At 42.3% G+C, this 26822-nt stretch carries 25 protein-coding genes and 2 tRNA genes; 16 read left to right on the top strand and 11 right to left on the bottom strand.

The genetic code is table 11. The features are described from left to right. Positions 1-343 precede the first annotated feature (343 nt). From ACLD6A_RS03740 to ACLD6A_RS03730, 3 genes are all read left to right on the top strand, one after another. Positions 344-415: transfer RNA gene (locus tag ACLD6A_RS03740), tRNA-Glu, on the top strand. A gap of 262 nt (positions 416-677) precedes the next feature. Then, positions 678-1403, top strand: a complete 726-nt coding sequence (locus ACLD6A_RS03735) for an ECF transporter S component (protein WP_410313637.1) — start codon at positions 678-680, stop codon at positions 1401-1403. A gap of 93 nt (positions 1404-1496) precedes the next feature. Then, positions 1497-1570, top strand: a tRNA-Ile gene (locus ACLD6A_RS03730). Positions 1571-1697: 127 nt separating this feature from the next. On the opposite strand, the gene ACLD6A_RS03725 is transcribed toward ACLD6A_RS03730, so the two are convergent. Both ACLD6A_RS03725 and ACLD6A_RS03720 read right to left on the bottom strand, forming a co-directional pair. After that, the gene (locus ACLD6A_RS03725) at positions 1698-2594 is read right to left on the bottom strand and encodes a carbohydrate kinase family protein (protein ID WP_410313636.1); all 897 of its coding nucleotides are present in this window, start codon (positions 2592-2594) and stop codon (positions 1698-1700) included. A 285-nt stretch (positions 2595-2879) separates the two neighbouring features. Further along, the gene (locus tag ACLD6A_RS03720) at positions 2880-4475 is read right to left on the bottom strand and encodes an aminopeptidase P family protein (protein WP_410313635.1); all 1596 of its coding nucleotides are present in this window, start codon (positions 4473-4475) and stop codon (positions 2880-2882) included. Positions 4476-4745: 270 nt separating this feature from the next. On the opposite strand from ACLD6A_RS03720, the gene ACLD6A_RS03715 reads away from it, so the two are divergent. After that, entirely contained in the window at positions 4746-6203 is a 1458-nt protein-coding gene (locus ACLD6A_RS03715) for a bifunctional folylpolyglutamate synthase/dihydrofolate synthase (RefSeq protein WP_410313634.1), read from the top strand. A 31-nt stretch (positions 6204-6234) separates the two neighbouring features. On the opposite strand, the gene ACLD6A_RS03710 is transcribed toward ACLD6A_RS03715, so the two are convergent. From ACLD6A_RS03710 to ACLD6A_RS03695, 4 genes are all read right to left on the bottom strand, one after another. Then, positions 6235-6960: an aspartate/glutamate racemase family protein gene (locus tag ACLD6A_RS03710; RefSeq protein ID WP_410313633.1), complete on the bottom strand. Its 726-nt coding sequence runs from the start codon at positions 6958-6960 to the stop codon at positions 6235-6237. Positions 6961-7002: 42 nt separating this feature from the next. Then, the gene (locus tag ACLD6A_RS03705; protein WP_410313632.1) at positions 7003-8244 is read right to left on the bottom strand and encodes a carboxylate--amine ligase; all 1242 of its coding nucleotides are present in this window, start codon (positions 8242-8244) and stop codon (positions 7003-7005) included. Positions 8245-8342: 98 nt separating this feature from the next. Beyond that, a complete protein-coding gene (locus tag ACLD6A_RS03700) occupies positions 8343-10115 on the bottom strand; it encodes a UDP-N-acetylmuramoyl-L-alanyl-D-glutamate--2,6-diaminopimelate ligase (protein WP_410313790.1) in 1773 nt (590 codons plus the stop codon). 82 nt (positions 10116-10197) lie between these two features. Continuing rightward, on the bottom strand, positions 10198-10977 hold the full coding sequence (locus ACLD6A_RS03695) for an exonuclease domain-containing protein (protein ID WP_410313631.1): 780 nt from the start codon (positions 10975-10977) through the stop codon (positions 10198-10200). A gap of 131 nt (positions 10978-11108) precedes the next feature. Here ACLD6A_RS03695 and ACLD6A_RS03690 point away from each other — a divergent pair, with 131 nt between their 5' ends. Beyond that, positions 11109-11681 carry a sigma-70 family RNA polymerase sigma factor gene (locus tag ACLD6A_RS03690; RefSeq protein WP_004136293.1) on the top strand — a complete coding sequence of 191 codons (573 nt, stop codon included), beginning with the start codon at positions 11109-11111 and terminating at the stop codon, positions 11679-11681. A gap of 60 nt (positions 11682-11741) precedes the next feature. Here ACLD6A_RS03690 and ACLD6A_RS03685 read toward each other — a convergent pair whose 3' ends face one another. The 4 genes from ACLD6A_RS03685 to ACLD6A_RS03670 form a co-directional block, all read right to left on the bottom strand. After that, the gene (locus ACLD6A_RS03685; RefSeq protein WP_369803150.1) at positions 11742-11816 is read right to left on the bottom strand and encodes a 50S ribosomal protein bL37; all 75 of its coding nucleotides are present in this window, start codon (positions 11814-11816) and stop codon (positions 11742-11744) included. Between the two features lie 106 nt (positions 11817-11922). Beyond that, positions 11923-12423, bottom strand: a complete 501-nt coding sequence (gene ybaK / locus ACLD6A_RS03680; RefSeq protein WP_004134580.1) for a Cys-tRNA(Pro) deacylase — start codon at positions 12421-12423, stop codon at positions 11923-11925. 177 nt (positions 12424-12600) lie between these two features. Next, positions 12601-13656 (bottom strand): type I glyceraldehyde-3-phosphate dehydrogenase, encoded by a 1056-nt coding sequence (gene gap, locus ACLD6A_RS03675; protein ID WP_004134581.1) that lies wholly within the window; start codon positions 13654-13656, stop codon positions 12601-12603. A gap of 171 nt (positions 13657-13827) precedes the next feature. Continuing rightward, positions 13828-14625, bottom strand: a complete 798-nt coding sequence (locus ACLD6A_RS03670; protein WP_004134582.1) for a thiamine diphosphokinase — start codon at positions 14623-14625, stop codon at positions 13828-13830. A gap of 245 nt (positions 14626-14870) precedes the next feature. Here ACLD6A_RS03670 and asnB point away from each other — a divergent pair, with 245 nt between their 5' ends. From asnB to ACLD6A_RS03620, 10 genes are all read left to right on the top strand, one after another. After that, positions 14871-16757: an asparagine synthase (glutamine-hydrolyzing) gene (gene asnB, locus ACLD6A_RS03665; RefSeq protein WP_004134583.1), complete on the top strand. Its 1887-nt coding sequence runs from the start codon at positions 14871-14873 to the stop codon at positions 16755-16757. 226 nt (positions 16758-16983) lie between these two features. Further along, the gene (infC, locus tag ACLD6A_RS03660; RefSeq protein WP_019260841.1) at positions 16984-17721 is read left to right on the top strand and encodes a translation initiation factor IF-3; all 738 of its coding nucleotides are present in this window, start codon (positions 16984-16986) and stop codon (positions 17719-17721) included. Beyond that, on the top strand, positions 17702-17896 hold the full coding sequence (gene rpmI, locus ACLD6A_RS03655; protein WP_004128670.1) for a 50S ribosomal protein L35: 195 nt from the start codon (positions 17702-17704) through the stop codon (positions 17894-17896). The genes infC and rpmI overlap by 20 nt, the downstream gene beginning before the upstream one ends. 68 nt (positions 17897-17964) lie before the next feature. Further along, positions 17965-18348: a 50S ribosomal protein L20 gene (rplT, locus tag ACLD6A_RS03650; protein WP_004105106.1), complete on the top strand. Its 384-nt coding sequence runs from the start codon at positions 17965-17967 to the stop codon at positions 18346-18348. Positions 18349-18447: 99 nt separating this feature from the next. Next, positions 18448-19443 (top strand): site-specific tyrosine recombinase, encoded by a 996-nt coding sequence (locus ACLD6A_RS03645; protein ID WP_019260842.1) that lies wholly within the window; start codon positions 18448-18450, stop codon positions 19441-19443. A gap of 48 nt (positions 19444-19491) precedes the next feature. Further along, entirely contained in the window at positions 19492-20331 is an 840-nt protein-coding gene (locus tag ACLD6A_RS03640) for a ParA family protein (protein WP_004134586.1), read from the top strand. Positions 20332-20539: 208 nt separating this feature from the next. Next, a complete protein-coding gene (gene typA / locus ACLD6A_RS03635; protein WP_119520488.1) occupies positions 20540-22465 on the top strand; it encodes a translational GTPase TypA in 1926 nt (641 codons plus the stop codon). Between the two features lie 45 nt (positions 22466-22510). After that, positions 22511-22918, top strand: a complete 408-nt coding sequence (locus ACLD6A_RS03630; protein WP_410313630.1) for an alcohol dehydrogenase — start codon at positions 22511-22513, stop codon at positions 22916-22918. An 85-nt stretch (positions 22919-23003) separates the two neighbouring features. After that, positions 23004-24002, top strand: coding sequence for a prephenate dehydratase domain-containing protein (locus tag ACLD6A_RS03625; protein ID WP_410313629.1), 999 nt, complete (start codon positions 23004-23006; stop codon positions 24000-24002). Then, positions 23996-25081, top strand: coding sequence for a prephenate dehydrogenase (locus tag ACLD6A_RS03620; protein WP_410313628.1), 1086 nt, complete (start codon positions 23996-23998; stop codon positions 25079-25081). Before ACLD6A_RS03625 ends, ACLD6A_RS03620 begins: the two co-directional genes overlap by 7 nt. A 37-nt stretch (positions 25082-25118) precedes the next feature. On the opposite strand, the gene ACLD6A_RS03615 is transcribed toward ACLD6A_RS03620, so the two are convergent. Next, the gene (locus tag ACLD6A_RS03615) at positions 25119-25412 is read right to left on the bottom strand and encodes a DUF6725 family protein (RefSeq protein WP_410313627.1); all 294 of its coding nucleotides are present in this window, start codon (positions 25410-25412) and stop codon (positions 25119-25121) included. Between the two features lie 78 nt (positions 25413-25490). Here ACLD6A_RS03615 and ACLD6A_RS03610 point away from each other — a divergent pair, with 78 nt between their 5' ends. Then, positions 25491-26459, top strand: a complete 969-nt coding sequence (locus tag ACLD6A_RS03610) for a tyrosine recombinase XerC (RefSeq protein WP_410313626.1) — start codon at positions 25491-25493, stop codon at positions 26457-26459. The last annotated feature ends 363 nt before the right edge of the window (positions 26460-26822 follow it).

Here is a 26822-nt window from a genome sequence, read left to right as displayed (position 1 = left end):
ATTAACGAATTAGCATGCAGAGTTTGGGGGATTTCTTTACGAGCACTAAAAGAGGACTGAGAAGCTACATTCTTTAAAGATAGGCGAACACACTAAGCGCCTTTAACAGCCAGAGCGCCCGAAGGACGGGACGTGCGAGGAGAGAAATCCCCACAAACTCGCGCAACAGCAAACACGAGCGTAGCGCTGCGAGACAAGCAACACCCACCACTCACACCCACCACTCACAGCCACATCTCATAACCACCGTAAACACACACGCAATTAAGCCGTACTTAATCTCAACACGCCGTAAGTTGCGCGACTCTTTTCTGAGTGTTAGTATCATATGGTTTGGTTCGAAGCCCCCTTCGTCTAACGGTTAGGACACCAGACTTTCAATCTGACAACAAGAGTTCGACTCTCTTAGGGGGTACAAATTATGGCACCGCTGAAATCTCAGCGGTGTTTTTTGTTTTTGATTGCATCTTGCTAAAGTTTTGGCTTATAATCCTAGATTTCTGCGGTTTTATATTGCGTTATAACTTACTTTGATAACGCAAATTTGTTATAGCATGTGTTTCTTTTGTTTAAGGTGATAGACTTACTCGTTGGTGCTTCTGCCCGGGTTGCGTAGGTCAGGAAGTGCTCAGTTAAGTATTTACAATGCGCAGCATTTTTAAGATAAAGGATTTCTTATGAGCAATATTTTTAACACGAATGTTGATAATAGTATTGATAGTGATGAAGCGAAATCATCTACTTCTGTAGATTCTGCAACTTCTGCAACTCCTGTAACGGATAGTGCGAATGCTAAAGCTAATCCGGAGCCTTCAATTGTTGCTAATTTGCGTTGGCGTGTGGCAGATATTGCTTTGGGAGCTGCTTTATCTGCTGTTTTTGGCGTTATTTTGTGCGGATACGGCTTGGTGTTTATTCCAATAATTCGTACTCTTAATGCAGCGGTTCTTCCTGGTTTCGCAAGTATTACGCACGGCGTGTGGTATTTGTCTGGCACTCTTGCGCTTCTTTTAATTCGTAAGCCTGGTTCTGCAGTGTATGTGAATGTTGTTGCAGCTTTTGTGCAGGTTTTGCTTGGTTCTCCTTTTAATATTAGGGATACTGTTATTTCTGCTTTGCTGCAGGGTGTTTTTGCGGAAATTCCATTCTTGATTGCTAAGTATCGAAAGTTTAATTTGACTTTGAGTGCTCTTTCTGGTTTGCTTGTGGCTTTTGAGTATGGTGTGTTCTTAAGCTTTACTAAGTATCAGGCTAAATCTCCTACTTATATTACGATTCATATGATTACAGAGCTTATAAGCGGATTGCTGCTTTCCGGCGTGCTTGTGTGGTTTGTTTACTTGGCTTTGCGCGCAACCGGTGCTCTTGATAATTTTGCTTCCGGACGAACTGAGCGCGTGTGAGCGTAATAGAGTCTGTTAGTCTAGTTCGACTCACTTAAGTTGGCGACGTTTATGGGTATGTGCTAATCTAGTCGTTGCTAACTTTGTTAGCGTGGGGCTTTAGCTCAGTCGGTTAGAGCAACGGACTCATAATCCGTCGGTCCAGGGTTCAAGCCCCTGAGGCCCCACGAACTAAATAACGCCACTTCATTAAGTTTATGAAGTGGCGTTATTGATTTTATGAGTTAAATTTTATTTTTTATTTTATTTTTTATTTTATTTTTATTTTATTTTTATTTTATTTTTATTTTATTTTTATTTTCCGACTTGTGCCAAATAATCCGGTATTTGCTTAGGATACTTTGGCCACGCGCCTTCCTGAGTGCATACGAATGCAGCGGTATTAACGGCTGCTCGATGCGCTTCTTCAAGACTTTCGCCTTTAAGAATATGTGCTGCGAATGTTCCTGAGAACGAGTCTCCAGCACCAACTGTGTCAAGAACATCAACGTGTGGCGTTGGAATAGTAGAGCTTTCTCCGGTGTTAGTAGTAATCGTACTAAAAGTAGAGCCGCCTGTAAGAATCACATAATCTAGTGCGTAACGAGCTTGGAACCACTTGCAAGCTTCCTCGTCTGAAGTGTCGCGAATATTGAACATGTCTCTAAGTAGGAACAGTTCAGAATCGTTAAGCTTAAAAACGGTGGCTTGCTGAAGAAGCGTATCAATAAGATCCTTAGAATAGTGGTCGCTTCGAATGTTTATGTCGAAGAACTTCATTGCTCCAGGCTTAGTATGCTTTAACAATTGTAAAATTGTGTCGTGAGTTTCTTGAGAACGTAAGCTTAGAGTACCAAAGCATACCGCATCTGCTCGTTCTACTAAATCAATGAGTTCTCTAGTGTAAAGAATATGATCCCATGCTATATTTCGCAGAATAGTGTACTCTGGTATTCCCTTTTTTAGCGTTACTTCCACAGTGCTTGTTGGCCACGCGTTGCGTTGAATAATTGAAGTGATTCCAGCTTTGTTCACTTTGTCAATCAGCTCGTCGCCGAGTTGGTCTTGACCAACAGCACTAATCATGCAACTTTGCGCTCCGTGGCACTGTGCATGATATGCAAAATTTGCTGGCGCTCCGCCAACACGTTTTCCGTGTGGAAGTAAATCCCATAAAAGTTCGCCGAGTGAAAGAACAATTGGCTTAGTCATAATATTCCTTTCGCGCGCGTCAGTGCAGCAAGTTTGTAGAGCTATACTTTTACTAAATATCTTCTCGCTTCTTCAAAAGCATTTTGATGCAAATTTTGCTTGTAAAAATGCTACATAAACAATTATGGTGTGCCCTTGCGATAAGTAACATGCGCAATGCATGTTACGTTTCTATAGAGCGCACCATAAGTGCTATATTGCGTACGTTTAACTTAACTTATGCTGGCGTACTATATTTATTATTATTTCGTTTTATTATATTTTTCTATTATTTTAATTTATTGATTAATGCTGAAAAATATCACTTTTGCGAGCTTGCTCAGCCATCCAGGCTTCTACATCGTCAATCTGCTTTGGAATGTCAATAGAAAGCCATTCTGGACCGTTTTCTGTCATTAACACATCGTCTTCAATGCGAATGCCAATACCGCGCATTTCTTCCGGTAGCATTAAATCGTTAGCTGCAAAATACAATCCTGGTTCAATCGTAAAAATCATTCCTGGAGTAATTTTTGCGCCTTGATAAGACTCGTAGCGTGCTTGAGCGCAGTCGTGTACGTCTAAGCCAAGATGGTGAGCAACTCCGCACGCATGCCAGCGTCGATGCTGCTGTCCTTCTGGAGATAGTGACTCTTCAACGCTTACCTTCAAAATTCCCCATTCGTGCAAGTGCTCTGCTAATACTCGCATGCAAGCGTGGTGAATGTCAGAGTAGGTTGCGCCCGGCTTTGCTGCTTCAAAACCGGCTTGCTGAGCGTCAAGAACGCACTGGTAAAGCTTCTTTTGCAAGTCAGTAAATTTGCCGTTTGTTGGGAAAGTGCGCGTAATGTCAGCGGTGTAGAGGCTGTTTACTTCAACACCTGCATCAATAAGAAGCAGTTCTCCGTTAGAAACTACGCCTGTGTTTCGCATCCAGTGCAAAATTGGCGCGTGCTTTCCGGAAGCAACAATCGTGTCGTATCCAACTTCGTTGCCCTCTTCGCGAGCCACAGAGTTAAAAGCGCCTTCAACCATGCGTTCGGAATGTTCTTTTCCAAGCGCTTGAGGCAATCTAGTAAGCATGCGGTCAAAACCGAGCTTTGTTGCGGCAACAGCTTTGCGCATTTCTCGAATTTCGTAATCGTCTTTAAGCATTCGTGCTTCTGCAGCAAATTCGTGCAGCTTGTCGTCGGCGGAACTATTAGCGTCTTCGTCCGTAAATCCGCTTGCTTCGCGCATTGTTTCAACTTTTGCGGTAAGCTCCGGGTCGGTTTCTCGAATGATTCGAACGCGAACGCCTTCACCATTTGCATCGTCGCTTACATTCTTGGAAATAGCATCGTCGAGTTCAGCAATATCGCGCGTTTTAATACCGGTCATGGCTTTAAGTTCCTTCAAGCCTGCGCGTGGACCAACCCAGTATTCTCCGTAGTGTGGATCTTTATAGAATGCTGAGGTGCTGTTATCTGCGCGTGGAGCCACAAAAAGCTCTGGAATATGATTTTTACCAGCTTTTGCTTCTTCGCTGTCTTTTTCAACCGGTTCCATAACAAGCACAGCTCCGGCTTCGTAATCTTGGCCCAAGCCAGTGTAGTAGGCAAAAGTCGTGTCTGGGCGGAAAGCGTAATCGCAATCGTTATTGCGCACTTTTGGCTGTCCTGCAGGAATAACTAAGCGTTCTCCTGGGAAGCGCTTAGAAAGTGCTTCTAAACGTGCTGGAATGTACTTGCTGGATTCAAGAGGCTTAACTTCTGGCTCCTGATTATCCCAGCTGCTTGTCATAAAATCTTTAAAAGAATCGCTATTTGGTCGAAGAGAACGATTGTTAACGCGGTCTTCCGCCTTTTGCGTGCCGTCAGATTTTAATTCTTCACCGTGCTCTGTTGGCGTATTTTCTGCCATTATGCGACTCCTTAACACTTCTTTTTGTGTGTAAATAAAAATAAACTAGGAATTAAACTAGACAATAACTAACATAGTCTTATTTACTGTTTTATGCGAGTTTTTTGTCTTAAAAAGCTCAGATTTTATATGTAATTTACAAAGTGTGTTAATGAAAGTTTTGTTATGTGAATATTGTCACAATATTTTATTGGGTTTCTGTTGTTGGCATAAACTAATCTATATATTTGGAAAATGAGTAAGTGAGCACAAAATTAGGGGAGTGCAGTTATGTCTATGGAACATCCAAATCGCAATAATGAGCGAATTGTTGATATTGAGCGTAATATTATGAGCCGCGCTCCTGAGCATAATAAAACTAATCTTGATTTAGACAGAATGCGCTTAATTCTCGATATTCTTGGGCATCCAGAAAAGTCTATGCACGTTATTCATATTACTGGCACGAATGGCAAGGGCTCTACTGCTCGCATGGCTGAGTCGTTGTGCCGAGCATACGGTTTGCGCACTGGTCTTTACACTTCTCCACATTTAGAGCGCATAAACGAGCGCATTATGATTGATGGTCAAGAAATCAGTGACGACGATTTTATTGATGTTTGGGATCAAATGAAAGATATTATCGACATGGTTGATGCTCGCATGGAGGCTGACGGTAAGCCAAAAATGAGCTTTTTTGAAGTGCTTACAGCCATGGCGATTTGGGCTTTTGCGGATGCTCCTGTTGACGTTGCTGTGATGGAAGTTGGCATGGGTGGCGAATGGGATGCTACGAATGTTATGAATGCGGATGCTGCAATTATTGGTCCTGTGGATATGGATCACATGCAGTGGCTTGGAAACACTGTTGAGGAGATTGCGCGCACAAAAGCTGGCATTATTAAGCCAAATTGCACTGTAATTTTAGGCCCTCAGCCGCATGAAGATAAGGTTTTGCCAATTATTAAGGAAGTTGCTGAGCGTAATAATGCTAAATTATTGCGCGATTCTTCCTATGGTGACGGCGAGCTTGAAGTTGTGTCTCGCACTCCTGCAGTTGGCGGCCAGCTTGTTACTTTGCGCACGCCTCTTGGTACTTATGAGGATGTTCCAATCGATAAGTTTGGTAAGCATCAAGCGCATAATGCTTTGGCGGCTCTTGCTGCTGCTGAAGTTGTGCTACCGGTAAATGGAGCTTTAGATGGCGATTTGGTTGCTGAGGCTTTAAGTCAGGTTAAGGTTCCGGGTCGTATTGAGCAGGTTCGCACTTCTCCTACGATTATTATTGACGGCGGTCATAATGTGAATGCTGCTGAGTCTCTTCGTGAAACTATTGAAGAAAACTATCATTTTGAGCAGCTTATTGGTGTTGTTGCAATGATGGCAGATAAACAGGTTGAAGAATACTTGGGTGTGCTTGAGCCTATTTTGACGAAGATTATTGTGACTCGCAATTCTTGGCGGGACCGTGTAATGGATCCGGAAGATCTTGAAAAGGTTGCTGTAGGCGTGTTTGGCAGGGATCGCGTGATTCGCGTTGACGAGCTTCCCGATGCTATTCAAACGGCTGTGAATCTTGTTGATGAAGACGATGAGCTTGGCGTGGGCTACGGTCACGGCGTGCTTATTTGCGGCAGCTTTGTTACGGCAGGAGATGCTCGCACAATGCTTGTTGAGCGTGTGAATCCGGATTTAAAAAAGCCTAAAGATCAGCGCGTTGCAATTCACCCGAATATTGACGAGTCCTGAAAATTAAGCTTTTATTTAACTGCTTAATTTACTAATTTCGCAAAGCTTTAGCTTTTTGCACAGTGTCTTTTACAAGCACTGCTTGAGCGTCAACCAATGGTATTTGAGGCAGTGGGAAAGCTTCATTTAGCACGCTAAGCTCTGTGCATCCTAAAATAAGCGCATCGCAACGGCATACTCCTGCAGGGTCTAGCATGTCGCTTAAAACAGATTCGTAACGGTGAAAATCAAGGTCTCCTGTACCTTTTACGTCATCGTAAATAAGCGAAGTAATACGTTTCTGCAAGTCGTCGTCTGGAGCTACAAACGTGTATCCCGCTTCTTCAATAGCGCGCTGATACACTCCCGCTTTACGCGATCCTTCAGTGCCTAAAAATCCAATGCGCTTGCAACGAGCAGTAGGGTAGCGTCGAGCAACTTCAGCCACAGCGCCTCGAGGCATATGCATAATAGGAACGTTGGTAAGCGCTTGGAACTTATCGTAAAAATAATGCGCCGTATTGCATGTTAATACAATAAAAGAAGCTCCCATTTGCGTTGCTTTTTGAATATCGTCCGCAAGAACAGGGAATGGATTTTCGTCGGAATTACCAACAATATAAGCCGTTCTATCTGGCACAGAAGCGTCGTTAAACACCACATAATCCAAAAACTCTTGATCATTATGCGCATGTGTTTCTTTATTCAGTAAACGAATATAGCTTTCTGTTGCAAGAGTACCCATTCCGCCAAGTACAGCAAAAAACGGCCGTTTCATCGTGTAATTTTCCTTTCGGAACCCATATTGTGCCGGAGTATTTCACGCCTTATTGCGGAAAAATTCAGCATAGCGTTTCTTGTAAATTGAAAACATATGACGAATCATAAGCCAGCGTAGTGGGTTCATATCCTTCTTATATTCTAGCGTAGTGCCCCAATCGCCGCGACGAATCATACTAGTACCACGCTTCTTTTCTTCGCCTTCTGCTACGTAATTTAAGAAAATAGAGCGTGGAATTTCCATCCACAATTTTTCTCCACGACCAAACACAGTATTTCCGTCAAAAGGCTCATGGAAAATCAAATCTTGCGCAAAATATTTCGCAATATTAAAGCCGTTTAAAGTCACAAAGTAGCTTGAGCGGCCTTGACGCAAGTTTATTTCAAAAAGTTTATACTCTCCGTCGCGCTCATCGTATTTCATATCAAAATTAGCTACGCCAACGTAATGAATATCTTCCAAGAACGCTTTAATATTGCGGAAAACTTCCATATTGTAGTCAGGAATAATAGCAGCATAGTTTCCCACAGCTTCCGGCGTTGGGTCTTCTAGCAAAGGATGGCCTAAGAACATCATTCTAACGTGGTGTTCGCTGTCTACGTATGCGTTTAGAACGCGCATACGGCTATCGTCTCCTGGAATAAAGTCTTGCAAAATCATTTCGCCATCGTAACCGGCTTTATAGGAGCGTTGAATAAGAGTATCAAGCTCCTTAGGTGTGTCGATAATAAAGGCCTTCTTACGCCCCTCAAAATCAACTTTAAGCCATTTGGCGCTATCTGCAGGCTTCATTGCAATAGGGAAGTTGAATGGAAGATCTTCATAAGCGTGCGCTGCTACTTCTTGAGCGTTTACAACTTTAGTTTTTGGATGAGGAAGATTGTATTTTTCGCAAGTTTTATAGAACGAGCTTTTAAGGCTTAGCTGTCGGTTTAATTCGTTTGGCAAAGTGTGGAAAGCAAAATAGTCGCGCAATTTTTCTCCGCACTGGCTTAACAAATTTGCGTAAACATCTCCGCAAGGAATAAGTAGAAGCTTAGTATTTGGGTTCTCTTCCTTCCACGACTTTCCAAACGAAAGCATTGTGTTTAGAAATGTTGTAAGCTCGCCAAAATTTGGGACGATTCTCACATCAATAATCTTGCTAAATTTTGTAGGAGAAAGTTGGAAATATGCAAAAGCTATAGAAGTAATACCGTATGCTTCGTGGAATGCTCTAGCCATTCCGTAAGCGTTAATATCGCTGCCGAGCAGCACTGGTTGGAATTTTTGATTATTCATTACTATCTTCTTTATGGTTAATTTGTACGTTTATTTGTAGCATGTATTTTTAACGTGTATTCGTAGCGTTTACTTTTACGTTTTTGCAATACTTAATGTTAAAGCGTAAAAAGACGTTTTATGATTTCTGAATCACCCTCGTAAGGCACATGCTTGTTTTCGTGCTTAATCCAACGCTCATCGCCTTTGCCAATCAAAAGAATAACGTTGAATTTTTCTTCGCGATTAAAGCTTTTGCGAGCGTCGTCAACACTGTACTCAACTGCATCTGGACGGTCTATAATAATATGCGACTTAACGTTTTCGTTAGTTATGTAGCCTCGCATATCTTTGCAAATATCCATTTCGTCTTCTGTATTTGTGTCTTCAGTTGTAAAAATAAACTGGTAAATACGATTTTGAGCAGCTTGGACGATTTCCTTACGGCGATCGTAAGCTTTATTTCCTGCAGATCCTGTTACTAGCGTAATTCTAGGATTTTCTTTACCGAAACGTTCATCAACAAAATCAAGAAGTGCTTTAGTGGAAATATAATTATGCGCGTAATCAACAACCGCAATTGTGCTAGACTGTGAGTCTTTGAATACTTCCATGCGTCCAGGAATCTTAATATTTTCAATAGATTTCAGTGCTGCTAAATCAGTTTCCTGGTTAATTTCCAATTCGCCTGCAATTGCGATTGCAGCTAAAGCGTTTTCGTAATTAAAATCTCCCGCAATTGCGAGCGAAAAGTCGTCAACGGTAGAGTAATGTACGTCTTCATCATTGCTATTTTCGTCCGTATCTCTAATAGAAATGCAATGTGACTCACTGTTTTCTGCAGGAATTGCAATGTAGTCAGGCGTAAGTAGCTCTGAATAATCGTCGTCATTAACAGATGCGCAATAATCTGTGTGATTATCTTCTAAATCGTCACTATTTATAACTTCGCAAGTGCTGTTTTCTATTTCATCTTTTTGGATTCTTGCAAAAGTTGTTACAGGCACATTGTTACGTTCGGCGTCTTGCAACAAAAGATCTGCGTGATCAGCATCCGCATTTAATACCAATCGTTTAGTATTTGCAATAATTTGACGCTTGCAATACAAGTAATCTTCAAAAGTTGGGTGCTCAATAGGACTAATATGATCCGGACTAATATTTAAGAAAGCTGCAACGTCAAACTTAAGTCCGTACACGCGATTTACCTTATAAGCTTGTGAAGAAACTTCCATAACAAGGTATTTCATGCCGTTATCTACAGCTTCGCGCATCATTTTAAAAGCATCGAAACTTTCAGGAGTTGTTAAATCTGATTCAACGTAATTTACTCCGTCTAAGCAGTTATCTACGGATGAGAATAATGCTGCTTTTGAGCCAGAATGCGCGTTTAGAATAGCGTGAGTAAAGTATGCGGTAGTTGTTTTACCTTTAGTTCCAGTAATTCCAACAACTGTGAGTTTTTCTTGAGGATTTCCAAAGAATGCTGCAGAAAGTATGCTCATTGCTTTGCGCACGTCTGTAACAATTAAGCCAACAGCATTTGTGTACTCAGCGTAACTTTGCTCAGCAACGTATGCGCTAAGACCTTTGCTGTCTGCGTCTAAAAGATATTCAGGCTTAAAATTGCCCTTAATAAAAAGCAAAGTTCCAGGCTTAATATCGCGAGTATCGTAAGTTGCATGAGCAAAACACTCGTCTGCATCAACATTGGCAAAATAATACGGATTTAAAGACCATATTTCATTACGGGAATGAGTAGAGTCTGTAGATTGTTCGCTATTGGAAGCCAAATCTTGTGACTCGTGATGCTGAATCATTTCGCGCAACAAGCCATATTGTTGCAAAAGCTTACTTGCGCTTGTTAGTGACAACGTGTTGTGCATAGTCATATTTTTCTTTTCGCTAAACATAAGTAAATATTTTTAAGCAATAATTCAATTTGGTTTATAAATTGTTTATTATAAACAAGTTTTAAAGCCAAGTTCCACGAATTGGCTCGCGGCCATGAGATTCAAGCCACTTGTTAAAACTGTCTCTCCAACGAATATAAGCTTCTCTCTGCCAACTCATTAGGTTACTTAATGTCATGTTTGCAACTTGCTCATACGCATTGCAAATAGGTGCAACTAAATCAAGAGCCGCAACAGTATCTGCGGTTGCATCGTGGAAGTCGCCAATTGGTTCAACGCCATAGAATTGGGAAGTAAGAGTTAAGGTGCGCTTTCCAGGTCTTATAGAAACAGCGCGATCAATAACCAGCGGATCTACCGTAAGAACATCGTTTGCTGTAAGAGTGCTTATGCTGCAAGTTGGTCGCTGATTTAAAGATTTTAGTTGCCAACGATTCAAATCATGACGAAGCATAGCAACATCGAACGGCGCGTTATAAGCCAACAGTGGAATATTTTTCTCTTGAGCCAAGCTTACTGCTTGTGCCAGTGCTTCAAGCTCTTCTACAGGCTCTCCGCCGTATTCCTGAAGGTATTCATCTGTGAAACCGTTTACTTCGCTTGCTTTAGGATTCATAGGCTGATGAGGGTTAATTAGCCATGTAGAAACAGCGTCGCCATCGTGCCCCAAAGAAGGATTTCTTAAAACCAAGGTTGCGGAAGCTATTGCGTCTTTACCAATATTTGCTCCGGTTGTTTCAGTATCGAAACCAAGCAGCCACGATTTTGAAAGTGGAGTGTTTTCCTCTTGGAATGGCGCTGCATTTAAAGCATCTAACAATTCTTTAATATTTGTTGGCATAGTCACAATATTACCGCAATGGCGGGTTTTGGCGCGCGGGCAATCTACAAAGCGATTCGTCAAGCGATTCATAAAGCAATTCGTCAAGATATTTGCAAATCTATGTGCAAAGTAAAAAGTATTATTAAGTTATGAGTAAGTCTAATAAGTGCGCGCTTGTTAAGCGTAAATATGAGCAATTTGAGCAGCTTATTACTCCTTGTGTTGATTCTTTATACACTCAAGCTATGCGATTAACTAATAATGCGCAGGATGCTCAAGATTTAGTACAAGATACTTTTGAGCGTGCGCTAAAATCTTTCTCAACTTTTCATCCTGGCACGAATTTTTCAGCTTGGATTAACAGGATTGAGCGAAATCTTTATTTTAATCAATACGCAAAAGAAAAGCGTGCGCCTAAGCGAGCGAACGATAAAACTGGCGATTATAACGATTGGGATATTTACGAAGCTTCTAATCATGCTCCAAGTGGACTTGTTTCTGCGGAACAAGAGTATTTTGAAGGATTCGCTCCTAAGGAGATTATTGCAGCTTTAGGAACTCTTCCTCCTGATCGCAGAAAAGTTTTTGTTGAGGCTGCTATTAATGGAAAATCTTATAAGCAGATTGCCAAAGAAGAAGGCATAAAAATTGGTACTGTTATGAGCAGGCTTAATCGTGCTAGAACTCAGTTAAAGCACGAACTTGCAGATTTATGCAGATAATCAAAACAAAAAGCCCGCGTAGAAGCGGGCTTTATAGTATTTATAAGCAAAAATTACAGCTTAAGCATTTGGCCTTTTGCCGTGATTTGCTGCTTTTTTACGACGCGCCTTGCGCTTGCGGCCACGCATACCCATAATGGTACTCCTTAACGATTAATTAACAACCTTAGGGATTATCGCACGTTGCCAAGACGTTATACTAGCTCACGCCTAGCTTATGCTAAATCCAGTTGCAGCAAACTTATGCTGCAATATCTGCAACGGTTGCATTTAACAATGTTACGATGTCTTGAGGATTAAGCACCACATCCAATCCGCGCTTTCCTCCAGAAACAAGAATCTCATCAAATTGCATTACGCTAGTGTCAAGAACTGTTTCATGATGTGTTTTCTGACCAAACGGCGAAATTCCGCCAACCACGTATCCGCTTTCACGTTGCGCAACTTCTGGGCTTGTCATACTAGCTTTCTTTGCATGAACAGCTGCAGCAATTGCTTTCATATTAAGTCTTCCATTTACTGGAACAATACCAACTACTCGCTTTTCGCCAGTATCGACCATAAGTGTTTTGCACACTTGAGCGGCGCTTACTCCAAGTTTTTCAGCGGCTTCAACCCCATAGCCGTCATCCATATGATCTGCATCATGCTCATATTGAGCAATTCTAAAATTGATTCCGGCTTCTTCTAATTGAGCAATAGCAGGAGTTGCTTTGCCGGTTTCTGCATGTTTTTTACTCATTGCGTTTCCCCTTATGTTGCGTGACTTAGTAGCAATTTTGTGTTACATGATATGCTATACCAACTATTGACTTAATGTAAATTTAAACAATAAACCCCTTGTGAGCTTAGAAAGCAGCACAAGGGGTTTAATAAACCTTACAAAATCAGATTATTTCTGATTTTTACTTGGATAAAATCACTCGGAGATTTCAGCGAAGTAAAGAAGGGTGCGAATCATGTTAGCGGTGAATCCGCACTCGTTATCGTAGAAGGTAACGGTACGAGCCAAAGTTACGCCGTCAACAGTGTTAACATCGGTCTGAGTTGGATCAAAAACGCCACCGTGGGTGTCGCCGATGATGTCGGAAGACACGATGCTGTCGGCATTGTAGCCGAAGTACTCGCAGTTCTCAAAAGCCTTCTTGAAGGCTTCGTTGATTTCTTCAGTAGTAGCTGGCTTCTCAAGAACAGTGGTCAACTCGGTAACGGAACCATCTGGAACCTGAATACGCTGTGCGTGACCCTGGAGCTTGCCGTTAACTTCTGGCACAACCTTGCCGATTGCCTTAGCGGCGCCGGTGGAGTGCTCAATAGTGTTGCAAGCTGCAGAACGGTTGTTACGTGGCTTGGAGCCGCGTGGGCCGTCGAGAATCATCTGAGTTCCGGTGTAAGCGTGGATTGTGGTCATGAAGCCGGACTTAATTCCCCAGTTATCTTGCAAAAGCTTAACCATGGCTGCCATGGAGTTGGTGGTGCAAGAACCAGCGGAAACAATGTTGTCGGAGGCCTTCAAAATCTGATGGTTTACGCCGAATACGACTGTTGGGGTGGTTTCATCCTTAGCAGGAGCGGAGATAAGAACCTTCTTAGCACCAGCGTTCAAGTGAGCCTGGGACTTTTCTGCAGAAGTATAGAAACCGGTGCATTCAAGCACAAATTCAACGCCATCATTCTTAACCCATGGAATGTTGTTGGCGTCCTTCTCGGCGTATACCTTATAAGTCTTACCATCTACGACGATTGCGTCTTCGGTAGAAGTCACCTCAACTGGGGTGCCGTCATCGTGACGGAATGTGCCGTGGGTGCTGTCGTACTTAAGCAAGTAGGCGAGCATAGAAGGAGTGGTCAGATCGTTGATGGCTGCGACTTCGATATCACCGGCTTGACCGCCGCGAGCCTGAAGCTCAAAAATACGACGGAATGCAAGACGACCGATGCGACCGAAACCGTTAATACCAATCTTGACTGTCATGTGGTTCTCCCTTGAGTGAGACCTCGTGCGCAACGTTTAAGTCGCGCTATTTTCGCGATGAAAACTCACGCATTGTGGTCATCGTTATTTGAATTAACGGTGTTCATTTTAGTGTGCGGTCTGTACGAAAAGTTGCAGAACAGCACAAGTAATGTGTAAAGAGTTTAAGGTCTAATCGTTGTAAGTCATAGACTCTGCAGCTGCAGTAGTTGAGTCAGTTGGAGTTGCTTCACTTTCCAGAGGAACAGCTAACGCTTCAGAAATAGAAGTGTCAATCTTACCTAAATCTCCAACAGGCCTCTTGAACCAGCTAACTTGCGGCAAAGGAGCGTTAATTGGGAAGGTTACAATAAGTGTTCCTTCATGAACATCAATATGCGCTGGTGTGTCGTTTAATAATTCGTTGCTTAAACCTTGAACAGCATCGCCATGCATAACAGCATGCTCAAGCTGATATTTTAAGCCAGTTTCGTTTACATCATTTGAAACAGGAGTGTGTGAAAACACTGAAACTATGCGCGATTCGCTTCCATTTGATGCTGGGAAATCAAGTGAACCATCGTGAATAGCAGTAACGATTTGACCGTCGCCATATAAGAAGCCAATTCCACCGCGCCGAGCTAAGCGAACCATAAGCTGAATATTGGAAATCGTATGGTCAACGCGTCCGCCTAAGCCGCCAAAAATATGGAATTCTCTAGCACCTTTAGACCATCCAACTTTTAGTGCGGAAAGTAAATCTGGATCGTCCTTTTCCGATGGCAAACGTGTAATAATTGCGTCGGTAGGAAGCTTAAGGCGCACGGAATCAAAATCTCCAATAAGAGCATCTACATGCAAACCTAATTCGCATGCATGATCCCATCCACCATCTGCAGCAATAGTCAGTGCGCGATCAGGCACATGCTCACGTGTATTGTCGTAATAATCTCCTGCTGCTAGTACTACGCAGCGTTGCAAAGGTTCCATATCATCATAATAACGCGCTATTAGTATCTATTTAAGGCTTCCAAACAATAGTTTACAAACGCTGTATTGAGTAGTATTTTGTTATGTTTTTGCTTGATATTTTTCAATAACATAAAGCGCTTGATGTAACATTGAATATCAGACTATATTTTCCAAGATATTATAGATTTTCTGCATTAGCAGCGGGAAAATAATTTGTCAGAAAATAATATGACTTGTGTTGTGCACCTTACGAGGAGAAATAAATGTGCGGAATTGCTGGGTTCATTAATGACACCCCAATTAACGTCAAAGAACAAATTGTTAAAGATATGACGGATGTAATTGCTCACCGTGGGCCTGACGAGTATGGCACAATGATTGATGATCATGCAGCATTAGGATTTCGTCGTTTAAGCATTATTGATCTTCACGGCGGTTCTCAGCCAATGTATAACGAAGACGGAAATCTTGCAGTTACATTCAACGGTGAAATTTATAACTACAAGCCACTTCGAGAAGAACTTATTAAAGCTGGTCACACTTTCCACACTGATTGCGATACAGAAGTATTAGTGCACGGTTACGAACAGTGGGGTAAGGATTTACTTAAGCGTTTGCGCGGAATGTTTGCGTTTGTTATTTGGAATAAGCAAACTCAAGAATTGTTTGGCGCTCGCGATCATTTTGGTATTAAGCCTTTCTATTATGCTCAAATGAACGGCACTTTTATGTATGGTTCCGAAATTAAATCTCTTCTTCGTCACCCGGATTTTAAGAAGGAACTTAACGAAAATGCGCTTAAGCCTTTTATGACTTTCCAGTATCCTGCAATTAGTGAGACTTTCTTTAAGGGCGTGTTTAAGCTTCCTGAAGGCCATTGCTTCACCTATAAAAATGGTGAGATGAAAATCGAACAGTATTACGATCCTAATTTCCGTGAAAGCAAGCAGCATTTGAATGAGCTTGTGGATTTGATTGATAAAACTGTTTGCGATTCTGTTAAAGCTCATCAGATTGCAGATGTTGAAGTTGGCTCCTTCCTTTCTTCAGGTGTAGATTCTAGCTATGTTGCTGCTGTTGCTCGCCCAGAGCACACGTATTCAATTGGTTTTGCTGGCGGACGTTATAACGAGTCCAAGCAGGCTGGAGAATTGGCGAAAATTATTGGCTTAAATAATAAGTCTGAAATTATTGACGCTGAAGACGCATTCCGTTATTTCCCGCAGATTCAATGGTATTTGGACGAACCTGATTCTAACTTCTCTTGCGTTCCATTGTTCTTCCTAGCTAAGTTAGCTTCGCAAGATTTGCGCGTTGTGTTAAGCGGTGAGGGAGCAGATGAATTATTTGCAGGATACATTGATTATGGTGTTCACACGCGTTCCAAGCTTATTAAAGTTGTAACTCGTATGCTTGCAAAGTTGCCAAAAAAGTTGCGTTATGCAATTGGTAGGGCGGCAAAAGGAAAACATTTCCACGGAGCATGGCATTTGTACGCCAATTTGGCCCCAGCTGAGGAGCATTTTATTGGCCAGTCAAAGGTTTTCAACGAAGAAGATGCTGTAAAACTTTTGAAGCCTGAATACCGTAAAGGTCCGCATGTTATGGATATTGTTGGCGCTATTTACAACAGAATTTTAGGTAAGGGTCTTTCGGAAGTTAAGAAGAAGCAGTATCTCGATATGCATCAGTGGATGCCGGGAGATATTTTGCTTAAAGCAGATAAAATGACAATGGCTCACTCTTTGGAGCTTCGTGTGCCTTTGCTTGACCGCATGCTTATGGATGTTGCAGAGCAGGTGCCTACTAAGTATTTGATTACTGATGAAAATACGAAGTTTGCTTTCCGTCAGGCGGCTGCACGTCATTTGCCTAAAGCTTGGTATGACCGCGAAAAGCTTGGTTTCCCAGTGCCAGTTAAAGATTGGTTGCGCGAAGAGCGTTTTTATAAGATTGTGCGCAAAACTTTTGAAAGTGACGACGCAGCAAAGTTCTTCGACCGTGACGCTTTGCTTCAAATGATTGATAACAACTATGCTAAGCGTACTGACGATCGTCGTAAGATTTGGACAGTTTACACTTTCTTGACCTGGTATGACGTGTACTTTAATCACGATGGATTAAAGCCTGATCCTGTTCAAGTTGCGTAAGCAAGTCCATTAACAATTTGCGCAATGGTTATTTGTCAAGGCGTGTAGTATACTGAACATTTGGCTTGAGTAATCAAGAAAGTGGGATGTCCCCACCTGGAAGCCTACTGTGGTTTCGGGTTCATTACTTCGCTCATGCGAGTTGGCTTTGTTTAAGCTACTTGCCGCGTGTAGTTTTACGCGTTTTATTGATGTGAAGTGTTGAATCCTTAAACTCCTGGACTTCTTGGTGTATTGCATTCTACCAGTATTTAGAAGGATTGGAGTCATCATTAGCGACGAACCACGCATTAACGAGGAGATTCGAGTCCCTCAGGTGCGCCTTATTGGTCCAAAAGGCGAGCAGGTGGGAGTTATCGCAACCTCTGTCGCGTTAAACCTTGCAAGGGAAGCTAACCTCGATCTCGTCGAGGTGGCGCCTACTGCTAAGCCTCCAGTAGCCAAGCTTATTGACTACGGTAAGTACAAGTACAACGAAAAGATGAAGGCTCGTGAAGCACGCCGTAATCAGACCACTGCTGAGGTTAAGGAAATTCGTTTCCGCCTCAAGATTGATGATCATGATTTTGACGTTAAAAAGGGTCATGTACTTCGTTTCTTGAACGGTGGAGATAAGGTAAAGGTCACTATTATGTTGCGTGGCCGCGAACAGTCTCGTCCAATTGGCGGCGTTGAACTGTTACGCCGACTTGCGGATGAGGTCTCTGAAAGTGGCACCGTTGAGTTTGCGCCGAAGCAAGAGGGTCGCAATATTATTATGACTCTCGCTCCAAAGGGCAAGAAGATTCATACACAGTCTGAGCAGCGTCGTCGAGGCGCTGAATCTCGTGCAGAGCGTCAAGCTCGCCAGGCTGCACGTCTTGCGGCAAAGCAAGAAGTGCAGGCACAGGCTGCAGCTGCAGTAAATGCTATGCAATCCGATCAACATCACAAGGAGGGCAGCAATGCCGAAGATGAAAACTAATTCCGCAGCGTCCAAGCGCGTTCGTCTTACCGGTACCGGTAAGGTGATGCACGATGGTAGCGCCATGCGCCACAACTTGGAGCACAAGTCGGCTCGTAAACGTCGTGCTCTTTCCGAAGATAAAGTATTGGCTACTGCGCAGAGCAAGAAGCTTAAGGGCTTGCTCGTTAAGTAAGTAACAAGTAAGAATTGCTTGTAAACGAATACGCAATCATAAATTTTTAAGAAAGCTGAGGAATACTTATGGCACGAGTAAAGCGCGCAGTAAACGCTCACAAGAAGCGTCGCGTTGTTCTTGAGAGGGCTTCTGGCTACCGCGGTCAGCGCTCCCGTCTTTACCGCAAGGCAAAGGAACAGCTGCTCCACTCATTTACTTATAACTTCCGCGACCGCAAGGCTCGCAAGGGTGATTTCCGCAAGTTGTGGATTCAGCGTATCAACGCTGCAGTTCGCGCTGAAGGCATCACCTACAATCGCTTCATTCAGGGCTTGCACTTGGCAGGCATCGAATTGGATCGTCGCGCTCTTGCTGAGCTCGCTGTTTCCGATATTGAAGCATTCAAGGCTGTTGTCGAAGCTGCTAAGGCTGCATTGCCAGCTGACGTAAACGCTCCAGTTGAAGCCTGATTGCTTTAATAGAGTTTGATTTTAAGCCCACCCATTTAGGTGGGCTTTTTTCGTACTAAAATCTATATGAACAAATAGCTATTAGATATAATTAACTTTATGCGCCAAAATATTGATTCTTACAATGCTGAAAACAGTGTTGCTGGCAGTTACACAAGCAGTATTACAAGAAATATTCCTAAAGAATTTGAACCTTATATTCAACGTTTTATTGCGCATATTGATATTGAGCGTGGTCTTTCTAAAAAAACTGTATCCGCATACGCTTCAGATTTGCAAGATTACGCATCTTGGCTTTACAGTGAACGAAAAATCAAAGATATTACAGCTATTTCGCAGTTAGATATTGAATCCTATATTAGAACTTTGCATAAATTAGGTTTGGGATCTCGCACTGTTGCTAGAAGACTTGCAAGTATTCACGAATGGCATCGTTTTATGCTTGCTCATGGAGATATTAGCTCTGACTCTTCAGCATTTGTAAAAGCGCCAAAACAGGCAGATTACTTGCCGGACGTTCTAAGCATTGACGAAGTAAATCGTGTTATTGAAGCTGCTGGAAATTTTGGTAGCGAGGACGCTATTTCGATTAGAGACGCAGCTTTACTAGAATTTTTGTACGCTACAGGAGCGCGAATTTCAGAAGCAGTAGGCGTAAAATTTGAAGATATTGATTTAGACGACTCCGTTGTAAAACTTACTGGCAAAGGCGCAAAACAGCGTCTAGTTCCAATTGGTGGTTGCGCAATTAGGGCTATTCGTAAGTATATTGAAAAATCTCGCCCAATATTATCTTCAAAAGGCAAGAAAGAATTGCACACTATTTTTTTAAATAAACGTGGCAATGCTTTATCTCGCCAGTCAGCATGGTTTGTGGTTGTTGAAGCAGGTAGCCGCGCAAAACTTGGACGCCCCTTGCATCCTCATACGCTACGGCATTCTCTTGCCACGCATCTTATTGCAGGAGGTGCAGATGTTCGCACAGTTCAAGAGCTTCTTGGTCACGCTTCTGTAACAACTACGCAAATTTACACGCATATTAGCCCAGATGCTTTATTTGAAGCGTATGTAATGAGTCATCCTCGTGCTAGATAATTTTATGCTCAGAGTTTCGTGAGTATACCTGTTGATAAAGTGGGGAACATGCCTACTGATTTACTTGGACGCGAATACGAGACTTTTCATGCGCCGGAGCCGCTTACTTCTCACGGTCCTGCGCGAATTATTGCTATGTGCAATCAAAAAGGTGGAGTCGGTAAAACAACCAGCTCTATTAACATTGCTGGAGCTTTAAGCCAGTATGGTCGTCGCGTTTTAATTGTTGATTTCGATCCTCAAGGTGCTGCAACTGTTGGTCTTGGCATTAACGCAAATGCGCTTGACAACACGGTTTATACAGCATTATTCGATTCGTCAGTAGATGTTCACGACGTAATTCGCCATACTGAAACCGAAAATATTGATATTATGCCAGCGAATATTGATTTATCTGCGGCAGAAGTTCAGTTGGTTACAGAAGTTGGCCGTGAACAGATTCTCGCAGGCGTATTGCGTAAAGTTAGAGACGAGTATGACGTTATTATCGTAGACTGCCAGCCTTCTCTAGGTTTGCTTACTGTAAACGCGCTAACAGCAGCAGATGGCGTAATTATTCCGCTTGCTGCAGAGTTCTTTGCACTTCGAGGTGTTGCTCTTCTTATGCAATCTATTGAAAAAGTGCAGTCTCGAATTAATCCAAATCTTAAAGTATTTGGCGTTCTGGTTACTATGTATACACGCACTTTGCATAGCGAAGAAGTCTTACAGCGCATTTACGAAGCTTTCCAAGACCGAGTTTTGCATTCCGTGATTTCCCGCTCTATTAAATTGCCGGATTCTACTGTTGCTGCAGTTCCTATTACTATTTTTGCTCCTGAGCACAAGACTGCAAAAGAGTATCGTGAGGTTGCGCGCGAGCTTATTGCTAAAGGTGTTGTTGCTTAAGTTTTTTACGGTTTGATTTGCGCGAGTTGTTTTTACTTCTCGCGCTTTTTTGTAAGGCTGTCTTAGCTCGCGAGTAAAATCGGCGAGGTTTGGCAGTTTGCCGATTTTGGTTTTGCCAATAACGTATTGCGGCTATTTGATTGGCTTCAGCTTTAAAATAGTTGCTTGTAAATAATTACTTAAACGCGAAGAATGGAAGAGGTTTGTGATGACTGTTCGCGGTGATATTCGAAATGTGGCAATTGTGGCGCACGTCGACCACGGTAAGACCACTCTGGTAAACGCCATGCTTCAACAGTCGCACGTATTCTCTGAGCGTGAAGAAGTTCCAGATCGCGTTATGGATTCCAATGATTTGGAACGCGAAAAGGGCATTACTATTCTTGCTAAGAACACGGCTGTGCAGTACACCGGTCCGTTGGCTGAAAAATATGGTCACCCAGAAGGCATTACTATTAACGTGATTGACACCCCTGGCCACGCTGACTTTGGTGGCGAGGTTGAGCGCGGTATTTCCATGGTTGACGGCGTTGTTTTGTTGGTTGACGCTTCTGAAGGTCCTCTTCCGCAGACTCGCTTTGTGCTTCGTAAAGCTTTGGAAGCTAAGCTTCCTGTTATTTTGTGCGTAAATAAGGTAGATCGTCCAGATGCTCGTATTGAAGAAGTTGTTGGAGAATCTACAGATTTGCTTCTTGGCTTGGCTCAGGACGTTGTTGAGGAAGGTATTGATCTTGATCTCGACGCTTTGCTTGATTTGCCAGTAATTTATTGCGCTGCTAAAGCCGGTTACGCTTCTCAAAATCAGCCAGAAAATGGCGGTTTGCCAGATAACGACAATTTGGAACCACTGTTTGATTCTATTATTTCAAACATTCCAGCTCCGCAATACGAGGAAGGCGCTCCTCTTCAAGCTCATGTTGCAAACATTGATTCCTCCGACTTCCTTGGACGCTTGGGCTTGGTTCGTATTTATAACGGCGTTTTGGAAAAGGGTAAAACTTACGGTCTTTCCCGCGTTGACGGCTCTATTGAAAACTTCCGTGTTTCTGAGCTTCTTCGCACTCAAGGTTTGGAGCGTACTCCTGTAGCTTCTGCAGGTCCTGGCGATATTGTGGCTGTTGCTGGCGTCAACGATATTATGATTGGCGAAACTATTGTTGATCAGAACGATCCAAAGCCTCTTCCGTTAATTCATGTTGACGATCCTGCAATTTCTATGACTTTCGGCGTAAACGATTCTCCTCTTGCTGGAACTGAAGGCAAAGATCATAAGCTTACTGCTCGTATGATTAAGGATCGTTTGGACCGCGAGCTTATTGGTAACGTTTCTATTAAGGTTATTCCAACTGAGCGTCCAGATGCTTGGGAAGTTCAGGGTCGTGGCGAGCTTGCGTTGGCTGTGTTGGCTGAGCAGATGCGTCGCGAAGGCTACGAGCTTACGGTTGGCCGTCCTCAGGTTGTTACTAAGACTATTGATGGTCAAATTAACGAGCCTATGGAAAGTACAACTATTGACGTTCCAGAAGAGTACATGGGTACTGTTACCCAGCTTATGGCTGATCGTAAAGGCCGCATGGATTCTATGAGCAACCACGGTTCTGGTTGGGTTCGTTTGCAGTTTACTGTTCCTTCTCGTGGTCTTATTGGTTTCCGCACGGCTCTTCTTTCTGCTACTCGCGGAACTGGTATTGCAAGCTCTATTTCTGCAGGCTACGCTCCTTGGGCTGGTCAGATTGTTACTCGCCAGAACGGTTCCATGGTTTGCGATCGCAAGGGTGTTGCAACTCCTTACGCTATGCAGCGTTTGCAGGCTCGTGGTATCTTCTTTGTGGATCCGCAAAGCCCAGTTTACGAAGGCCAAATCGTTGGTATTAACAACAAGCCAGACGAGTTGGATGTAAACATTACGCTTGCTAAGCACATGACTAACATGCGTTCTTCGACTGCTGATGTGCTTGAGACTTTGACTCCGCCAATTAAGATGAGTTTGGAAGAGTCTCTTGATTTTGCTAACGAAGACGAGTGTGTGGAAGTTACACCTGAAGCAATTCGCGTTCGCAAGATTATTTTGAGCCGTGACGAATGGTATAAGTGGCGTGCTAAGCAGCGTCGTCAAAACAATAATGCTGCGTGATGCATTCTCGAAAATACTATTTGTAAATTGAGGTGCTGATTTACTATGACAGCAAAACCGTGGTCGCATCGCTTACCTTTATGGGGTAGGTATGCGACCACGTGTGTTTCTTCTGCAATATGTGCGCTAATTGGAACTTTTGTGCATCGCGCGGGAGCAATGAATAATTTGCCATATGGTTTTGTTATTGCCATAATATTGCTCGCACTTTCTGCTTGGTGTTCCAGAGCTCGTAGTGGATGGTGGGGATTATTTATTCACGCAGTAGTTTTTTCTGCTGTTGCATGGATTCTAGCGCTTGGTTTTATTGGTAGTGCGATTCTTGTTCCTGTAGGCTTTACTATTCCTATGCCTTGGTGTGTGAAATACGTTGGGTATTTTTGGCTTTATGGCATTCTTATTGCTCACGCAATTTTGCTTTGTATGCCTCAGCGTTGGTTTGTTGTTGAATAGTGTTAAATAAGTAAAGAATTTACAGTAGTCTTTACAATAGTTTTGACAGTATTTTTTTTTTACAGTGGTCTTTAAGGAAATAGTCATGGATAGTAATAAGAACAGTAATAGTGCTCGTAAATTATGTTATTTAGGGCCGGAAGGTTCTTTTACTCATCAAGCTGCTTTAAAAGTTCAACAGCAGTTACAATCATTTGATAATTTGCAACTTATTCCAACTGCTTGCGAAAATGTTCTTAGCATTGCTAGTGAAATTGAAGAGCATAACCATTGGGGTGTTATTGCGTGGGAAAACAATATTGAAGGCGTTGTAATACCTAATTTAGATTTACTAATCGATGCAAAAAATATGGTTGGCATTGCTCGCGTAGGTGTCGATATTAGTTTTGATGCTGTTATTTGCAAGTCAGATTCAATTGATAACTGTTCTACTATTGTTGCTCATCCGCACGCGTTGGCACAATGCCGTAAGTTTGTTCAAGAGCGTGGATTGAAAGAAAAAACTGCGTCTTCAAACGCTGCTGCTTGTAGGGATTTAGTTCCTGGCGAAGTTGCTTTATGCCCTAGAATTTGTGCCGATTTATACAATAGGCAGATTGTGAGCGAAGGTGTTGAAGACTTTTCTGGCGCTCGCACTGAGTTTTTAGTATTAGCTCCTCGAGATGAGGTTTTAGATTTTGTTAATATTCAGCGCGAAAACTTTTCATCATTTTCATCAATTATTGCTTTTATTCCGCGTTGCACAGGCGCTGGCGTGCTAGCAAATTTGCTTGACGTTGTGCGCGATCATGGTCTTAATATGACTTCTTTTATGTCTAGGCCAATTAAAGGGCAGGATGGTTTATACAGTTTTATTGCAACGGTTGATTCTGCCCCTTGGGATTCTATGTGTAAAGATATGATTCAAGAGGTTGTTGAGCATGGAGATTGGGTTCGAGTTTTAGCGGTGTATCCTTCCAAAAAGCGCAATAATCCTGTGATGAACGATTGGATGCTGCCTAATGGCGGAGTGTGTGTTGAACCTTCGGTTGATTCTTTGCGCAATTTGAACGTAATGCAGGCAGAAAGAGAATTATTATGGTAGAAAACGCTGAATTTTCGCAAAATTTTTCTGTTGGTATTGTAGGTCTTGGTCTTATTGGTGGATCTCTTGCAAAAAGACTTGCAAAATTGCCTGAATGTAGCGTTTATGCGTGGAATCGTCATCATAATCCATACGAAGAAGCTGAAAATTTAGGAATTGACTGCGTAGAAAATGTGCAAGATTTAGCTAAACTTCGCCCAAACGTTCTGATTTTGTGCAATTCTCTAGCTTCTATGCCAAGTATTTTGCAGGAAATCGCACCTTATGTTGACAAATCTCGTACAACTATTAGCGATGTTGGTAGTGTAAAAACTTTAGTTCGCCAGCAAGTTGCTGCAGCAGGTTTGCAGGATTGCTACGTTGGTGCGCATCCTATGGCGGGTAGTGAATTTACTGGTTGGAAAGCTTCTAGTGCTGAGCTTTTAAATGGTGCTTTGTGGGCATTAACCGTTGATAGCAACACGGAATTTTGGCGAGTTAGCAATGTTTTACGAATGATTGTTTCGCTATGCAAGAATCGTGCAATAGTTTTAGACGACGAAACGCACGATAATTCTGCGGCACTTATTTCTCACATGCCTCACGTTGTTGCGACTTCTCTTGCAAATGTATTATGCAATCAGCCTAATCGTGCTATTGCTTTGCAATTATCTGCAGGCTCTTGGCGAGATATGACGCGCGTTGCTCTTACAGATCCTCAACGCACGCGCGCAATGGTAAGCGAAAATCGGCATAATACTGCGAAATTATTGCGTTCCGTAATTTCTGAGCTAACTTTTGCTGCGGATATGCTGGATAATAATTCCGAAACTGCTGATGCGCTAGAGCAGGAGTTTTTTGATAAAGCTCAATCGTGGCGAGAATATAAATATCAGCAGCGCAACTCGTCTAAAACTAATACGAATCAAAGCGATGCTGCTAATAGCAGATTGTGGAAGTATGATTCCAAAAGCAATTGGCAGAAAGATTTGCTGGATTCAGCGCGCTTAGGTGAATCTATTGTTGAAATCTGCGGATTTAATACCAACGAATCTTCGCAACTACTATTGCGCGCAAATAATTCCCTAAGCAACGTCTAATGCGAGTTTCTTTTTATCGTGGCGCGAGTTTTAATGTCTATATTTTAAGCGGCTTTTGGAATTTGCGTTCCGGCATTGGCTTTAAGCGTGCGATTGTGCTGGCGTCAATGAACATTTCTTCGGTATCTCTAGTGCCGTTTGCTGCAGGATCTCGAAGTAAGTGAAGCGTTTCTCCATCCCACTCGAGTACGTGTCCAATCGCATCATGATACTCGATTTTTTGCTTTCCATCGTTATTTTCTTCTATAATTTTGTATGTTCTTACTACTATGCGCGTGCCTGCAGGTATTCGCTGTGGTAGTGTAGTCAAGTTTTTTATACGTGTTTCCATAACATGCTCCTTGTTGTATTATGCATGTGACTGGCGCGTATGGCAAACGTTTATAAAGTTACGCAAGGGTGATTAAGCATGGAAAATAAGCGAGTGGCTTCCAATAGTTTCGTAAATTTTCCTGCCCAATATGCGAGTTTAGTAGATGATTATATTACGTATGTGAGAGCTAATAAGGGCTTGGGGGAGCGCACGAATCGAGCTTACACAAGTGATATTAAACAGTGTTTAGCATGGTGTAATCGTCACGGTTTTAAAAATATTTCAGATCTTACTACGGATGATTTGCGTTCTTGGATGGCAGACGCTTCTAGAAATCATGCTCGTTCAAGCTTGGCTAGAAAAGTTGTTGCTGTGCGCGGATTTTTCGCATGGTGCCAGCATGTTGGGTTTATAAATGGTGATCCTGCAGAAATTTTGATGACTCCAAAAATTAAGAATGTTCTTCCATCTGTTTTAGATGAGTCTCAGGCAGAAGCGCTAATGAATAATATTGATTCTAAAGCTAATGATTCATCTTCGTGTAATAAAAATCAGAAAGCTGTTGAACTTCGCAATGCTGCAATTATTGAGCTTTTATATGCAACTGGCATTCGCGTTGGTGAGCTTACTGGATTAAATATTCAAGATATTAATTTTTCATCGCATACTATAAAAGTTACAGGTAAGGGAAATAAGCAGCGCGTTGTTCCTTTTGGGATTCCGGCCGCAAAAGCTTTGTCTGAATGGCTTTCAGATAGCGGGCGAAAAATTTTATTGAAAGATTCTGCACAAACTGCAATATTTCTTGGCGCTCGCGGAAAGCGCATTGATCAGCGATTAGTAAGACAAGTAGTTCATGATGCGGCTAAAAGTGCGCATGTTCCGGATATTTCTCCGCACTCTTTGCGCCACAGTGCAGCTACGCATATGCTTAACGGTGGAGCAGATTTGAGAGAAGTGCAAGAATTGTTGGGTCATTCTTCGCTTAATACTACTCAACGCTATACGCATGTATCTATAGAAGCGTTGAAACAGCGGTATTTACAAGCTTTTCCGCGTGCTTAATTATCTGCATATTAGATGCATAATTTCTCTGTAATTAACAAAGCCTTTACATAAAAGATTACATAATTTACATATATGTAATATATTTAAATCAGTAAAAAACAGTAAAAATTATTGGTAAAATAGTAAGTTTTTTAGTTTTTATGCGAAAAAATGGTGTTTTAATCAGTAATTTTTAGATATAAACAGTAAATTTTACAATTTACTTATACTCTTGCAATGTTTGCAAAAATACGTATCATTGAATTTTAATCAACGAAGAGGCCTTGTCATTGGCTAAAAGAATCCATCTGGCAATAAAAACTAGATGGATTTTATTTTATTCATGACTCGGCTTTTTGTATTGATATAGCATCCTGCCTA

Source organism: Gardnerella sp. Marseille-Q9691 (assembly GCF_046507715.1).
Taxonomy (GTDB): Bacteria; Actinomycetota; Actinomycetes; order Actinomycetales; family Bifidobacteriaceae; genus Bifidobacterium; species Bifidobacterium greenwoodii.
Note: the sequence above shows the minus strand (reverse complement) of the source record. Positions and strands in the feature narration are given on the sequence as shown.